13 protein-coding genes and 1 pseudogene are annotated in these 15,878 nt (G+C 40.7%); 5 read left to right on the top strand and 9 right to left on the bottom strand.

The annotated features are described in order from the left end of the window. Positions 1-49: 49 nt before the first annotated feature. Positions 50-1,300 (bottom strand): MFS transporter, encoded by a 1,251-nt coding sequence (locus tag PYV58_RS13780; protein ID WP_004820519.1) that lies wholly within the window; start codon positions 1,298-1,300, stop codon positions 50-52. Positions 1,301-1,361: 61 nt separating this feature from the next. Further along, on the bottom strand, positions 1,362-2,513 hold the full coding sequence (locus tag PYV58_RS13775; RefSeq protein WP_004820521.1) for an acyl-CoA dehydrogenase family protein: 1,152 nt from the start codon (positions 2,511-2,513) through the stop codon (positions 1,362-1,364). A 329-nt stretch (positions 2,514-2,842) separates the two neighbouring features. Between PYV58_RS13775 and PYV58_RS13770 the strand changes: the two genes are divergently transcribed. Both PYV58_RS13770 and PYV58_RS13765 read left to right on the top strand, forming a co-directional pair. Further along, entirely contained in the window at positions 2,843-4,060 is a 1,218-nt protein-coding gene (locus PYV58_RS13770; protein ID WP_034614859.1) for a CaiB/BaiF CoA-transferase family protein, read from the top strand. 190 nt (positions 4,061-4,250) lie between these two features. Next, complete coding sequence (locus PYV58_RS13765) at positions 4,251-5,096, top strand: IclR family transcriptional regulator (RefSeq protein ID WP_004721467.1); 846 nt, start codon at positions 4,251-4,253, stop codon at positions 5,094-5,096. A gap of 67 nt (positions 5,097-5,163) precedes the next feature. Here the strand turns inward: PYV58_RS13765 and PYV58_RS13760 are convergent. After that, a pseudogene (locus PYV58_RS13760) lies at positions 5,164-5,301 on the bottom strand (enoyl-CoA hydratase); the annotation flags it as partial. Between the two features lie 50 nt (positions 5,302-5,351). Between PYV58_RS13760 and PYV58_RS13755 the strand changes: the two are divergent. Continuing rightward, positions 5,352-6,323 carry a nitronate monooxygenase family protein gene (locus tag PYV58_RS13755; RefSeq protein ID WP_004721466.1) on the top strand — a complete coding sequence of 324 codons (972 nt, stop codon included), beginning with the start codon at positions 5,352-5,354 and terminating at the stop codon, positions 6,321-6,323. A 63-nt stretch (positions 6,324-6,386) separates the two neighbouring features. Here the strand turns inward: PYV58_RS13755 and PYV58_RS13750 are convergent, their stop codons facing one another. The 6 genes from PYV58_RS13750 to PYV58_RS13725 form a co-directional block, all read right to left on the bottom strand. Next, positions 6,387-7,562, bottom strand: coding sequence for an MFS transporter (locus PYV58_RS13750; protein WP_034614862.1), 1,176 nt, complete (start codon positions 7,560-7,562; stop codon positions 6,387-6,389). A gap of 89 nt (positions 7,563-7,651) precedes the next feature. Beyond that, on the bottom strand, positions 7,652-8,494 hold the full coding sequence (locus tag PYV58_RS13745; RefSeq protein WP_004721464.1) for an IclR family transcriptional regulator: 843 nt from the start codon (positions 8,492-8,494) through the stop codon (positions 7,652-7,654). A 121-nt stretch (positions 8,495-8,615) separates the two neighbouring features. Then, positions 8,616-9,821: a 3-oxoadipyl-CoA thiolase gene (locus tag PYV58_RS13740; RefSeq protein WP_034614864.1), complete on the bottom strand. Its 1,206-nt coding sequence runs from the start codon at positions 9,819-9,821 to the stop codon at positions 8,616-8,618. Between the two features lie 14 nt (positions 9,822-9,835). Beyond that, positions 9,836-11,359, bottom strand: a complete 1,524-nt coding sequence (locus tag PYV58_RS13735) for a 3-hydroxyacyl-CoA dehydrogenase (protein WP_034614868.1) — start codon at positions 11,357-11,359, stop codon at positions 9,836-9,838. An 88-nt stretch (positions 11,360-11,447) separates the two neighbouring features. Then, positions 11,448-12,209 carry an SDR family oxidoreductase gene (locus PYV58_RS13730; protein WP_034614871.1) on the bottom strand — a complete coding sequence of 254 codons (762 nt, stop codon included), beginning with the start codon at positions 12,207-12,209 and terminating at the stop codon, positions 11,448-11,450. Between the two features lie 29 nt (positions 12,210-12,238). Further along, positions 12,239-13,027, bottom strand: coding sequence for an enoyl-CoA hydratase (locus PYV58_RS13725; RefSeq protein WP_034614875.1), 789 nt, complete (start codon positions 13,025-13,027; stop codon positions 12,239-12,241). Positions 13,028-13,339: 312 nt separating this feature from the next. On the opposite strand from PYV58_RS13725, the gene PYV58_RS13720 reads away from it, so the two are divergent. Then, positions 13,340-14,494, top strand: a complete 1,155-nt coding sequence (locus PYV58_RS13720; RefSeq protein WP_004721459.1) for an acyl-CoA dehydrogenase family protein — start codon at positions 13,340-13,342, stop codon at positions 14,492-14,494. 57 nt (positions 14,495-14,551) lie between these two features. Beyond that, positions 14,552-15,847 carry an MFS transporter gene (locus PYV58_RS13715; protein ID WP_016539715.1) on the top strand — a complete coding sequence of 432 codons (1,296 nt, stop codon included), beginning with the start codon at positions 14,552-14,554 and terminating at the stop codon, positions 15,845-15,847. The last annotated feature ends 31 nt before the right edge of the window (positions 15,848-15,878 follow it).

The following is a 15,878-nucleotide window of genomic DNA, read 5'->3' as shown; positions in this document are numbered from 1 at the left end:
AGATTTAGCTGGCTTTAAAATGGGATAACTGATTTTACAAGGTCTACTTTTACGATTTTTGCGGATCGTAGAGTTTTTCCTTGATGAAGAGGGCAGGAATAACACCGCAAATTAAATAAGCAGCTCCCATCACCACAAAACCTAAACCAATAGAACCACCCGACGCCAAGTAGCCAATCGTTGCAGGCGCAAGTGCTGCACCAAGACGCCCCACGTTATAGGCACCACCAATCGCTGTACCACGAATCGCTGTTGGGAAACTTTCCGTCATATAGGTGGCATTTACACCATAAGGAATACCGTATAAAAATCCGAAAGCGATCAGTAAATATAAAATGTTGCTGGGTGAGTTATAAAAAACAATCAGTGGTAGAAAAATAGCAGTCCCAATCGCACCAAAGGCATAAGTAAAGCGACGACCAAGTTTATCAGCCATCATCCCCGCAAGGACTTTACCGAGGATCATGGCGGTATAGGTACCGACCATATATGCGGTCATTTCCTTAAACTTCATGCCTAATTCACTTTCTAGATATGAAGGCATCCAGTTATTTACCCCATAATAACCAAATTGCAAGAAGCCTGCTGTGAGCGCCCACAAGATAAACATATTACGATTTCGTTTATCTTTAAAAATCAGTTTAAATGCTGAAGTTTCTTCAGAATTTTTGTCACGTGTTGGTTGTTGTAAACGAGACTGTTGCCATGCGAGTGGTTCTGGTACTAAAAGATGCATTAAAACAGCAATCAACACCGGCACAATGGCAACATAAAACAGCATACGCCAGCCATGATCTGGAATAATCCATCCAGCGAGTAGCGTTGCAACAATATAGCCAACCGTCCAACCTGCTTGTAAGGTACCCAATACCGTTGTACGGTAACGTGTAGGTACATATTCCGCCATCAAGGTATTGCAGGCAATATAAAGCGAGCCTAGTCCGAGAGAAGCAAAAAAGCGTAATAGCCCAAATTCAAGAAAACTTTGGGTAAAGCCTAGTCCACATGTAAGTAGTGAGAAGGTGAGAATAGAAATAACCACGATCCGTACTCGACCAAATTTGTCACATGCCCATCCCCCAAATATCCCACCAACAGCCATACCCGCCAAGGTAAAACTACCCAGCATACCTGCCTGCACGGAACTTAAACCAAAATCTGCCTTAATACTGTTGAGACTATAAGACAGCAGCATCAGATCGGCACCATCCACCAACAAGGCTAAAAATGCAAAAATAAATGCAATTTTCCAAGTATGAGGCTGTATTGAAGAGAGATGTGTATTGTAGTTTGTCGCCATAATCCATTACCTACATTTGATTTACAGCACTTCAAATCGTTTTAAAGTGCCTAAAAATTAATTAAGACGCAGCACGAATCATATTTCGCGCAATAATCATTTGTTGAATTTGGGTGGTGCCTTCATAGAGACGGAATAAACGTACATCTCGGTAAAAACGTTCAATGGCATATTCACTGATATAGCCAGAGCCACCATGAATCTGTACGCAGCGATCGGCCACGCGACCACACATTTCAGTGGCAAACATTTTTGCGCATGATGCTTCTGTGCTGACGTTGTGCCCAGCATCACGTTGTCTTGCCGCATCTAAAACCATACATTGCGCTGCATAAATTTCTGCTTTGGAGTCAGCAAGCATGGCTTGAATCAGTTGAAATTCAGCAATCGCTTGTCCAAATTGCTTACGCTCAAGGGCGAACTTTAAAGTATCGTCTAACATACGTATGGCAGCACCGACACTGATTGCGGCGATATGTAAACGACCTTTATCCAAGACTTTCATTGCGGTTTTAAATCCTACACCTTCGACACCACCAATCAGTGCTGAGGCAGGAACCCGACAGTTTTCAAAAATCACATCGCAGGTATGCGCACCTTTTTGCCCCATTTTTTTATCTGTTTTACCTAGAGAGATTCCTGCGGTTTTGCGATCTACAATAAAAGCAGAAATTCCACCAGCACCTTTAATGTCTGGATTGGTTCGTGCCATCACCGTAAATACCCCTGCATGAGGTGCATTGGTAATAAAGCGTTTGGTGCCATTTAAAATATAAAACTCACCTTCTTTTACTGCGCTGGTTTTCAAAGAGGCAGCATCTGAGCCTGCATCTGGTTCAGTTAGGCAAAAAGAACTGATCACTTCACCACGTGCTAAACGGGGCAAGAAAAATGATTTTTGAGTTTCGGTACCATCAATAATCAGACCACTCGAACCGATTCCATTATTGGTGCCGATCAGTGAACGAAAGGCAGGCGAAGTACGTCCAAGTTCAAAAGCGATAGACACCTCTTCTTCCATGGTCAAGCCAAGACCTTCATATTCTTCTGGAATCGTCAGTCCAAACAAACCTAAAGCTTTCATTTGCTCAATGATGGCTTGAGGGATTTGATCTGTTTCTGCGACTTCATTCTCATGAGGAATGAGGACACCATCTACAAACTGTCGAATCATATCTACCAGTTGTTTGAGTGTTTCCTGATCTCGAATCATAGTCTTGTCCTTTGTACAACATGTTGAAAACATCGAGGAGATGTTGCTAAAACCCTGCATATTGATGCGATAGTAATCAAAGGATCAGTAGAAAACAATATATTTTGAAAATTAATTTCGCAATGCGGTATATTGTGCTTGTTTTTCAGTTGGCTAATTATTTGATTTAATTAATCTATATTTGTTGAATAAAAATCATCACTTTTGATGAAAAAATTAAGTTTTATTTTTTAAGTTTTCTGTGTATATTAAAAATATATATCGCTATGCGAAATTTATATTAAATAAATTTTCCTGTAGGAAATTAATCAAAGGTTAGTGGAATAAACATGGGTGCTTTAAATGGAATTCGTGTACTTGACTTAAGTCGAGTACTGGCTGGACCGTGGTGTGGACAGATTCTTGCCGATTTAGGCGCAGAAGTGATTAAGGTTGAAAGACCGAAACTAGGTGATGATACGCGTTCTTGGGGACCACCTTGGATGAAAGATGACGCCGGACAAGAGACACGAGAAGCCGCTTATTATCAGTCGACCAATCGCAATAAACTTTCTGTTGCAATAGATATTGCAAATCCTGAAGGGCAGTCACTCATTAAAGCACTTATTCAAGATACCGATGTGGTCATTGAAAACTACAAAGCTGGTTCTTTGAAAAAATATGGCTTGGATTATGCTTCTTTATCAGAAATTAATCCTAAACTGGTTTATTGCTCGATTACGGGTTTTGGTCAAAATGGACCGAGAGCAGAAGAACCTGGCTATGATTTTATCATTCAGGGAATGGGTGGACTGATGTCCATCACGGGTGAAAAAGATGATTTTCCTGGTGGTGGTCCGCAAAAAGTAGGTGTCGCATTTTCAGACTTATCAACGGGACTATATTCAACCATTGCCATACAAGCTGCTTTGCTCAATCGTCATGTAACAGGTTTAGGGCAACATATTGATATGGCTTTACTTGATGTGCAAATTGCCACAATGGCAAATCAAGGAATGAATTATCTTTCATCTGGTAAAGTGCCGGTACGTTATGGCAATGCACATGCCAATATTGTGCCTTATCAATTGTTTAAAGCCGCTGACCGAGAGTTTATCATTGCTTGTGGTAATGACACCCAGTTTATCCAACTGTGTAGAAGTATTGGTTTGCCAGAGTTACCCAATGATGTTCGATTTACCCGTAATGCAGATCGTGTTAAGCATCGTGATGAAGTGATCGAAATTTTATCAACGCATTTTTTAAGCAAGACTGCCGATGAGTGGGTAAGTGCAATTTATGCTGCTAAAGTGCCCGTTGGTGTGATTAATAATCTAGAACAAGCTTTTAATGAACCTCAAGTGCTTGCGCGAGAGATGCTGGTAGAAATGCAACATCCTCAACGTGAAAAACTTACTGTGGTGGGTTCTCCGATTAAGCTTTCACGTACACCTGTAGAGTATAGAAATGCGCCTCCTTTATTAGGCGAACATACTCAAACAATCTTAGGCCGTATTATCTCTCCAGCAAAACTTGATGAGTTAAAAGCCAAAGGCGTGATAGGATAGTTTTTAAATAGATGATGTGAGCAGTCTAAAGCCATTTTTTTCAATAAAATAAGCAAATTTAGACTTTTCACATCGAGATGGATGCATCGTTTTATTTTCAAAGTGAATCAGATGATTGCTTTTTGCTATTTATAGAAAAAATAGATTATAATTTTCGCAGTGCGAAACAAATATGTGAATTGGTATAACCATGAATGATGCCGTAGATGCAGAACAAACAGAAAAATTATTAGCGCCTTTGAGGCATGAGTTATTGCATCCGATTGAAGATATGCAAGATGAAAATGATCGTCAATTTATTACAGCTTTAGGACGTGGTTTAGAACTCTTACGTTGCTTTACCCCAAAACATCAGCATTTGGGTAATCAAGAGTTATCACAAATGACCGGTTTGCCTAAACCGACCATTACCCGTTTAACGCACACATTGTCACGTTTGGGCTATATCAAGCAGGTCCCAAATTCAAGCAAATTTCAACTTTCAGTTGGGGTTTTGGCGTTTGGTTACTCCATGCTTTCTAATGTGTCTATCCGTAATATTGCACATCCCTATATGAAAAATTTAGCGGATTATGCGGGTGCTGCTGTGGCAATGGCAACGCGTGATCGTCTAAATATGATTTATTTGGATGTGGTACAAGGCAAGGGCAATATGACCATGCGTCGCCAAGTCGGTACTTATTTACCGATTCATTTAAGTTCAATGGGACGTGCATGTCTGGCTGCAATGCCTGAAGATGAAAGAGAGTTTTTACTTGATGCAATCCGTAGCAAACATAAAGACGATTGGATCAAGATCAACCGTGATTTAGATAAGGCATTTAAAGATTATCAAGATTTTGGTTATTGTTTTTCAATTGGTGAATGGCATAAAGATGTCAATTCAGTGGCAGTTCCCTTGATTCATGAACAACATGGTCTACTGGTATTTAACTGCGGCGGACCAAGCTTTATTATGAACCGCGAAAAACTTGAAGAGGATATTGCACCGCGTCTTCTACATATGGTGAATAATATCCGCACTGAAATTAGCTAATTTTATTGCTTTAAAACTGAAAGGCCAGCAACGATCTACATTGTTGGCCTTTTTAATAAGATGCATGTTAATTAGTTTGCTTACGGAAAATGGGTGTTTTTTTCATCAATGCACTCAGTGCTTGTTTAAATTCGTCACCTTGCAAACAAAGTGAGAATACAGTGGACTCATGATCGATCAGATTTAATAAATCATCGATAAGCATAGGATGCTAAGAAATGAGCCTCTAAATATAAAATAGTGAGTGGAAAGAATATGAAAACCAAAATTACAGAATTATTTGAAATTGAACATCCGATTATTCAAGGCGGTATGCATTATGTCGGTTTTGCCGAGCTGGCTGCTGCAGTTTCAAATGCGGGTGGGTTAGGCATTATTACCGGTTTAACCCAGAGAACACCTGAAAATCTAGCAAAAGAAATTGCCCGATGTCGAGAAATGACCGATAAGCCTTTTGGTGTCAATCTAACTTTCTTACCCACAGTCAATACACCTGATTATCCGGGTTTTGTCGAGGCAATTATTAAGGGTGGGGTAAAAGTTGTAGAAACAGCAGGTCGTAATCCTGAACAGGTCATGCCTTATTTAAAGGCTGCTGGAATTAAAGTAATTCATAAATGCACTTCGGTTCGGCATAGTCTAAAAGCTCAAAAAATTGGATGTGATGCTGTTTCTGTCGATGGTTTTGAGTGTGGTGGGCACCCCGGTGAAGATGATGTACCGAATATGATTTTATTGCCTTTAGCTGCCGATACCTTAGAAATTCCTTTTGTTGCATCAGGTGGTATGGCTGATGGACGCTCACTTGCTGCCGCTTTAGCGATGGGGGCGGATGGCATTAATATGGGAACGCGTTTTATTGCAACTCAAGAAGCGCCGGTACATGCAAATGTAAAACAAGCGATCCTGAATGCTACGGAAAGAGATACCCGTTTAATTATGCGTGCTTTACGTAACACTGAGCGTGTTATGAATAATGCGGCTGTAGAAAAAATTGTAGCCAAAGAAAAAGCACTTGGTGACCAGATTAAATTTGAAGATATCATTGAAGAAGTTGCAGGTGTTTATCCTAAAGTGATGATCGATGGTGATGTCAATGCTGGGGCGTGGTCATGTGGTTTGGTTGCCAGTCTGATCCATGACATTCCGACATGTGATGAACTGGTCAACCGTATTGTAAAAGATGCAGAAGACATTATTCGTGGGCGTTTATTCGGGCTTTTATAAATATCTATTTGAGTTCAGCTTTATCTCGATGATGAAAGACTGCTTTTAAAGATCAGCACAACACTATGAATTGTGCTGATTTTTAGCATCTGCAAGACAATAATATAAACACAGCAGGGCAAAAACTAAGCCCAAGATACATACACCTGTCCAGCCAAAATGTTTCCATGCATAGCTTCCACCCGTGGTCCCTAAAGCACCGCCAGCGAAATAACCTGTCATATAAATCGCATTGAAACGTGAACGTAATTGTTGGTTAAGCTTAAAGACAATACTTTGATTGGTGACATGAACAGCCGAGAGTGAGGCGTAAAGGATAAGTAAGGCAATGATATAAAAGATAAAATGATAAGGGAGCAACAAAAACAATAGCCAACTTAAGATCAGACCGATACCACAACATATCGAAATTTTATGAATATAGCCTTGATCAATAAATTTACCTGAAAAATTGGCAACGAATGTCCCTAAAACACCGACAAATCCAAATAAGCCAATCGTAAAATCACTGAAAAAATAAGGTGCGGGAGCTAAGAGTAAAGACATGGTGGTAAAGGTTAAACTTACACAGGCAAAGGTTAATCCACCAATATAGGTTCTGATTCTTAGGCGACGATTTTGAATAAAGATTTGCGGCAGTGAGTGAATTGTTTTGAGATAATTTTCAGATTTGGTTGGAGGAAATAAGCCAATATTACGGTACAAAATAATCGCAATGAGCAATAATAAAAAACCGCTGAGCAGATAAATAACATTCCAAGCAAAAAGCGTCGACATCATCCCTGATAATGAGCGTGCCAATAAGACACCCATCATTAACCCACTCAGTAAAAAACCAACAACACGACCACTATGTTGAATTGGAACCAGACTGGCAGCCAGTGGTAACAACAGTTGGGCTGAACTAGAAAATAACCCTGTAATGATGGTACCGAACATTAACAGATAAATATTCTGGGAAAAACCACTAATAATTAGCCCAATTGAGGCAAGCAGCATAAATATAAACAACAACTTACGCTTTTCGAGAATATCCCCTAAAGGCATTAAAAACAGCAGACCTGCTGCATAGGTGATTTGCGCTAAAGTAGGCACCCATGCTGTGGTGGTATCTGCTAAATTTAAACTTAGACTAATGGAATGAATCAGTGGTTGGCTAAAATAATTCCCACCAGTACAGATGCCTGCTGCAACTGCCATTAAAATAATGGTTGGGGTATAGAGAGTGTTTTTCATCATGCCTATGGTTTGTCATTATGAAATCGGAACTTTTAATCCACACAACCATGTATCTGCTGATTTTAAGCATCTGATTTTAAACATGGTTGTTAAGGCGTTTCACTCAAAGCATCTTGAATGTTGTGCACCATATGGATTAAACGGGGTCCAATTTCACCTTCAAGTTTTTCAGGGTTTAAATGAAAACTTGGTGCACCGCAGTTAAACACATAAAGACCATGTTTGGAGCTGACTAAAGGTACAGCAACAGAGTTTACTTCTTTATGCCATTCACCTAAAGAAAGGCAATATCCGTAATCTTGATAATCTCGGAAAGCTCGTTCTAAAGAACGTTTAATTGCAGGCCAGTTTTCAGCATTTTTTTGTTTAAGCGCATCCAGTAAAAAGTTACGCTCACGTTCAGGTGTAGCCGCCAAGCAAGCTCGACCCATGGAACTGCTGTGAATGGGTAGGGTTGAGCCGATGGGACGGCGCATATTTAAAGCAGTTTCGATCTGAACCACATCGATATAGACCATGTTTAAACGGTCACGGGTTGCCATTGCAACAGGTGCTTGTACATATTGGCTCATTTCTTCCATATAGCGATGTGCAATATTACGGATAGAAATATTGGACAAGGCTGCATAGCCTAAAGATAAAACACCGATATCCAAGGTATATTTGGTGGAATTAGGTAGTTGTTTTAAATAGCCTAATGACACTAAGGTATTGGTTATCCGCGCAATGGTTGGTTTTGGTAAACCCGTCATTTTTGCCAGTTCTTGGTTACCCAAGACTTGATTGTTGGCAGAAAAACAACGTAATAGCTCTAAACCACGTGCTAAAGAAGCGATAAATTGGGGGTTATTTTCCCGATGAATATGTGAAATAGGATCAAGACGTATCTCATCAAAATTTATAGGTTGTTCAGTTTCTGAATTCTGAGACATTCAATACTCAAATATAATAAAGCAACAGTTTGGCTATTATATTTCGCTCTGCAAAATAAATCCATTCATCACTGCGCTGTTGTGATGAATGGATACTCGGTTAGTGATTAAACAGTCAATGCTATGACACGTTTTCAATCACCATAGCTAAGCCTTGTCCTACGCCAATACATAAGCTAACGACAGCATATTTCTTATTGCGGCGGATCAGCTCACGCGAAACTGTCAGTGCAAGACGTGCACCAGAAGCCCCAAGTGGATGGCCAATGGCAATTGCACCACCATTTGGGTTGACACGCGGATCATTAAAATCAACATCTAAACCTTTTAAGCAAGATAATACTTGTGAAGCAAAAGCTTCATTGATTTCAATGATATCCATATCATCTAAAGTTAGCCCTGCACGTGCAACGGCTTTTTTGATTGCTTCGATTGGGCCAGCACCCATAATACGAGGTTCAATACCTGCTGCTGCTGCTGACAAGATTTTTGCCATTGGCTTTAAGCCATATTTTTGGCCCGCTGCTTCGGAACCGATGAGCAATGCAGCAGCACCATCGTTAATACCCGACGCATTTCCAGCAGTGACTACACCACCTTCAAATAATGGTTTTAATTTGGTTAAGGCTTCAACCGTTGAGCTTGGGCGAGGGTGCTCATCTTCAGAAACCAGTTTTGGCGGTAACTTTTTGCCTTGAAAGACTTCAATTGGGGTAATTTCACCAGTAAAAAAGCCGTCTTGTTTGGCTGTTTGATACTTGGCTTGTGATTGGGCAGCAAATAAATCTGCTTGTTCACGGGTAATGCCAAACTCAACTGCGACATTGTCACCAGTTTCAGGCATTGAGTGACCACCGTATTGCGCAATCAGCTTTTTGTTTGGAAAGCGTGAGCCAATTGTGGTGTCGTAAATTTTGGCATCACGGCTATAGGCAGTTTCAGCTTTACCCATCACAAATGGAGCACGTGACATGCTTTCTACACCACCCGCAATATACAAGTCGCCTTCGCCACAGGTGATGGCGCGTGCAGAATCAATCACAGCACCCAAACCACTTGCACATAAACGGTTTACAGTTTGGCCGGGAACAGTCACAGGTAAGCCCGCGATTAATAGGGCATTTCTGGCAACGTTACGGCTATCTTCACCACCTTGGTTGGTATCGCCTAAAATAACATCTTCAATCGCTGCACCCGGAACCCCAGTTTTTTCAAGGAGCTTTTGCAAAACTGCCGCAGCTAAATCATCTGGACGTACTGAAGCAAGCTCACCTGCATGACGACCAATCGGGCTACGTAAACCATCATAAATATAGGCATTTAACATTGAGAAGTTCCTTTTCAAAATCCAGAATTAAAAGTAAGCGGTAAATTTAATGCGACACGACGTTGTAACCATGGGCTAGGGCGATAACGTGGGTCATAGGTCAGTGTTGAGATACGATTGAGAATGAGTAAGATTTTTTGGCTACCGATATGATCACCCCATTCAATAGGGCCAAATGGATAGCCTAAACCTAAACGGACTGCGGCATTGATATCATCGACACTGGCAATATTTTGTTGTGCAATATCACAACCTAAATTAATCACCATGGCTAAAACACGTTGTGCCACGAAGCCAATACTTTCAGCGATCATGCTGACCATAGCACCATCTAAATTAAACATAGAGTGGGCTGCTTGACGATACTCAGTGCTTGTCGCCAGTGACGGCATTAACGTTCTATGTTTGCTTATGCCATATAGCATATCTATGGCAACAGCTTGTTGTGGATTGGCTTTTAAACGTGTCGCTGCTTGGGTGGTATCTTCACCGTAGCAAGCGAGTAAACATAAACTCTCAGGTAATGGTTCTAAACCTGTATCTAAGACAATATTTTGCTGGATTAAATAATCTTCCAGTTGTTGTTTATCTTCAGCAAAATCAGCTGCAATCCAAACTGTTGGATAGTTGGTTAAACGCTCAACAAACTGTGCAGGTTTTTCACCTGTTTTTGTGCCTGTTTCATAGTGGTAAAAGCCTTGATTAACTTTACGCCCAAGTTGTTTGGCTTCAAGCATTTGTTTGGTCAATGGATTGGGCTTGTAACGGGCTTCTTCATAGTATTGATGATAAATCGACTCCATTACAGGATGTGATACATCCAGTCCTGTTAAATCCATGAGTTCGAATGGTCCCATTCTAAAACCAACACCATCTCTTAAAATGCGGTCAATTTCACTGATGTCACAGACGTTTTCATTTAAGATTTTTAACGCTTCGGTGCCATAGGCGCGCCCCGCATGATTAATAATAAATCCTGGGGTATCTTTGGCAACAACAGGTCGATGACCAAATGCACGTGATAGCTCATTTAATGCAGCTACAATGCGTGGATCCGTTTTTAATCCTTGGATCACTTCCACAACTTTCATCAGCGGTACCGGATTAAAGAAATGGAAACCGACTACACGTTGTGGTTTTTTACAGTTTGCTGCAATGGCTGTGATTGAAAGCGATGAAGTGTTTGAGGCTAAAATAGTGGTGTCTGAAACGATCTCTTCGAGTTGTTGCATCAACGCTTGTTTGATATCTAAACGCTCAATAATCGCTTCCACAATCAAGTCACAGGCTTTTAAATCTTCAAGTTGCGCGGCAACGATCAAATGTTTGTTGGCATTTTCCGCCTGTTCAGCGCTGATTTTATTTTTATCGACCAGCTTTTGAAATGTTGCTGCCAGCTTTTCTTTGGCCTGTAGCGCAGCACCTTCTTTGGTGTCATATAAATAAGTGGTATGACCTGATTGTGCGGCAATTTGAGCAATACCGCTGCCCATAATGCCAACACCAATTACAGCCATGCTTTGAATATCATAAGTCATGTCGATCATCCTGATAACTGATCCAGATTAAACGAAAAATTAGAGACGGAAAAAATAGAAACGAAAGAAATCAGTACAGTCTGGTGGGTTAACTCAGACATTGTTTATCACCATCAATCGGTAAAATTTGTCCAGAAATAGAGCAACCGCTTTCCGAGGCTAAAAATATGCACAAATCGGCAATATGCTTTGGATTGACAAAATATTTGAGCGATTGATTTTTAAGTGCATTTTGCGTAACGGCATCCAAGGATGTTTGCGCGACATCTGCACGCGCTTGTAACACCCGTTGAACTCGTTCCCCATCCACTGCACCTGGAAGTATGGCATTGACTCGAATATTGTCTGCACCAAGTTCCATCGACAATGTTTTGGTAAAACCAATTAATCCCCATTTAGAGGTCGCGTAAGCCAAACGATATGGATAGCCCAAACGTCCAGCGATCGATGACATATTGATAATGACACCTGCTTCCGACTGTTTTAAAAAGGGGATGGCGAGTTGGGTGATAGCAAAGGTACTATTTAAATTAAGGTTTAATACCGCACTCCAATCGGCAAAACTCAATTCTTCTGCTGCAATGGTTGGGCCAGAAATCCCTGTATTATTGACCAGAACATCAATATGCCCCAGTTTGCTGATGGCATCACTAAACATAGATTTGATTTCATCATGGTTAGCTAAATCACATGCATAAATATGTAGTGCAGGATAGGCCTTTTGGAATTGCGCTAAGCTTTCTGCATTGATATCACAAACGAAAACTTCATCGTGATGCGCTAAGAATGCTTCTGCAATACATCGTCCAATTCCTGAACCGCCTGCACTAATCAATACTTTTCTAGCCATTTCTATTCCATTGTTGTTATCAATTAAACTTATTTGCCTTGATATGAAGGTTTGCGTTTTTCGATAAACGCTTGAATGCCTTCATTTTTATCTTCGGTCGAAAACAACAATTGAAATGATTTACGCTCCAATGCCAAACCTGCATTTAATGGAACATCTTCGCTCATTAAAGCAACTTCTTTGATTTGTTGCAGGGCAATGGGTGGCATTTTTGCCAGATTTTGCGCCATTTGAATAGCGGTTGAGATGGTCTGGTCATCTTCAGTAACTTGGGAAACCAGTCCAATGCTATATGCTTCTTCTGCTTTGACCATTACACCTGTCATGATCATACGCATCGCGTGGAATTTACCCACTGCACGAAAGAGACGTTGGGTTCCACCAGCACCAGGCATTAAACCGACTTTAATTTCAGGTTGACCAAAAGTTGCGCCTTTACCCGCAATAATAATGTCGCTATGCATGGCAAGTTCACAACCGCCACCCAGTGCATAACCATTTACAGCAGCAATCACGGGTTTAGGGCATTGCGCAATTGCATTCCAATAACGTTCTGTATGACGTAGCAACATTTCTGTAGAGGTTGCGCTTGCCATTTCTTTTAAGTCTGCCCCTGCGGCAAAAACTTCTTCACCACCTGTAAGCACAATGGCATGGATCTGGTCATTAAAACTTAACTCAGTAAACACTTGAGCCAGTTGCTGACGTACCTGTGTATTTAAGGCATTTTTAGCCTCTGGACGATTAATCTTCACGATCGCTACTTTCTGAACAGAATAGTCAACTTCAATGAAACTGTTCCCTGTTATTTCACTCATTTTTTGATTCCTTGTTTCGCAGATCAAAACTATGTTTCTTTAATAATGCGTGTTTTGAAATTTATTTCAAGTATTTTTTATTCCTTTTGACACTTTATCGCCTGCATATTTTTCTAAGTGATTGATATTTAATATTGGTAGAGTGTAAAATTTCGCTTAATGAAATTAATTTTCAAAAAAGCTTGAAATTTGTGTTTTTAATCTCGTACTATGAAACACATTCGCAGTAAACAAGATTTAAAACAGGGTATCCATTACCCAGCTGGAATAGCTGATGGATGCAATGAAGCTACAAAAGAAGGGAGATCATAGATGATCCGTGATGAAGGAATGTTGCAACAGTTGCTCACAACAATTCGTGACTTTGTAAAAAATGAATTGATTCCACGTGAACATGAGGTTGCCGAGCAGGACAAAATTCCTGAGGATATCGTGCAACAAATGCGTGAATTAGGTTTGTTTGGGTTAACCATTCCAGAAGAATATGGTGGATTGGGAATTACCATGGAAGAGGAGGTGAATGTTGCATTTGAACTTGGACAAACTTCACCAGCATTCCGTTCACTGATTGGTACCAACAATGGTATTGGTTCAAGTGCGATTTTGATTGATGGCACAGAAGAACAAAAACAAAAATATCTTCCTCGTTATGCCAGCGGTGAAATTATTGGTTCATTTTGCTTAACCGAACCTGAGGCAGGTTCAGATGCCGCCTCTTTAAAAACCAGTGCAGTCAAGGATGGTGATTTTTATGTTTTAAATGGTACCAAACGCTTTATTACCAATGCACCACATGCTGCTACTTTTACCGTGATGGCACGGACCAATCCTGATATTAAAGGTGCAAGTGGTATTTCTGCATTTTTAGTTGAAGCCAATACGCCTGGGATTAGTTTGGGAAAAATCGATCAAAAGATGGGACAAAAGGGTTCTCATACTTGTGATGTGATTTTTGAAAACTGCCGCGTTCCAGCATCAGCACTGATTGGTGGGATTGAAGGTATTGGTTTTAAAACAGCCATGAAGGTTTTAGATAAAGGTCGTTTACATATTGGTGCATATAGCGTCGGTGTGGCTGAACGGATGTTAAATGACGCACTTCACTATGCCATTGAGCGCAAACAATTTGGTCAGCCGATTGCTAATTTTCAATTGATCCAAGCCATGCTTGCAGACTCAAAAGCTGAGATTTACGCGGCAAAATGTATGGTGCTCGATGCTGCGCGTCGCCGTGATAATGGTGAAAACATTAGTACAGAAGCATCTTGTTCAAAAATGTTTGCCACTGAAATGTGTGGTCGGGTCGCAGATCGTTGCGTACAAATTCACGGTGGTGCTGGTTATATCAGTGAATATGCCATTGAACGTTTTTATCGTGATGTGCGTTTGTTCCGTTTATATGAAGGAACCACGCAAGTTCAACAATTGATTATCGCAAAAAACATGATTAGGGACGCTACAGCCTAATAACAATTAGATGCCATGAGGCAGGGGATGCCTCATATTCCTTCTGAGGATATGGACATGACAACGGAAACAGTTACACAAAATAATAGCGGTAATAATGGTGCTGGAGAGGTGATTCAGACACCCAAAAAGATTTGGATTACGGCCTTTATCTTTGCATTTTTTACTTTGCTTTGTGATGGCGCAGATTTAGGCTTTTTAGCATTAAGTTTGACCAGTTTAAAGGCCGAGTTTCATCTAAGCGGTGTACAAGCAGGGACATTGGGCAGTTTGACACTGTTAGGTTCCGCTGTGGGGGGGTTAGTCGGTGGATGGGCTTGTGATCGCTTTGGCCGAGTACGCGTGATCGTATTCTTTATTGCTTTTTCTTCTGTTCTGACCTGTGCATTGGGTTTTACGCATTCATATATGCAATTTGCGATTTTAAGAACAGTCGGTGCAATGGGCTTAGGCGCACTTTATATTGCCTGTAATATTTTAATGTCTGAAATGGTGCCGACCAAACATCGTTCTACAGTGTTGGCAACACTGATGACGGGCTATACCTTGGGGTCTTTACTTGCGACTTTATTGGCAGGTCATATTATTCCTGAACATGGCTGGCGTTTCCTATATTGGCTTGCAATTACCCCGATTATTTTATCAGTACTGATGCATTTTATCGTACCTGAGCCTGAGTCATGGAAAAAAGCACGCCAATTAAAAGTCATTGCAACGCCACAAAATGCACAGCCTGTTAAACGTCAGAATCCGTATTGGGAAATTTTGAAAGATAAGAAACATGGCACCATGTTTGTACTGTGGATTTTGAGTACTGGTGCTTTGCAATTTGGTTATTACGGGGTGAGTAACTGGCTGCCGGCTTATTTGGAATCTGATCTAGGAATCAAGTTTAAAGAAATGGCGATGTATATGGTCGGCACTTTCTTAATCATGATGTTTGCCAAAATTATTGCTGGGATTATTGCGGATAAATTGGGTCGCCGCGCTGTATTTGCATTCGGCACAATTGGCACAGCTCTATTTATTCCCGTGATTGTTTACCTTAACACGCCTGCCAATATTTTATGGCTCATGCTGTTCTTTGGTTTTCTATACGGCATACCGTATGCAATCAATGCCACGTATATGACTGAAAGTTTTCCAACCTCAATTCGAGGCTCGGCGGTCGGCGGTGCGTATAACATCGGTAAAGTACTTTCAATTTTCTCTCCATTAACCATCGGTTATTTATCACAACATGGTTCGATTGGTTTAGGACTGTTGGTGATGGCTGGGGCGTACTTTATATGCGGTGTAATTCCATTGTTATTTATTAAAGACCGACTATTTAACCCGCAAAAGGCAGAGTGACAATTTGACCTGTCACGTCAATTTAAGGATG

Source organism: Acinetobacter sp. TAC-1 (assembly GCF_029025845.1).
Classification (GTDB): domain Bacteria; phylum Pseudomonadota; class Gammaproteobacteria; order Pseudomonadales; family Moraxellaceae; genus Acinetobacter; species Acinetobacter guillouiae.
This window is presented reverse-complemented; position numbering and strand designations above follow the sequence as displayed.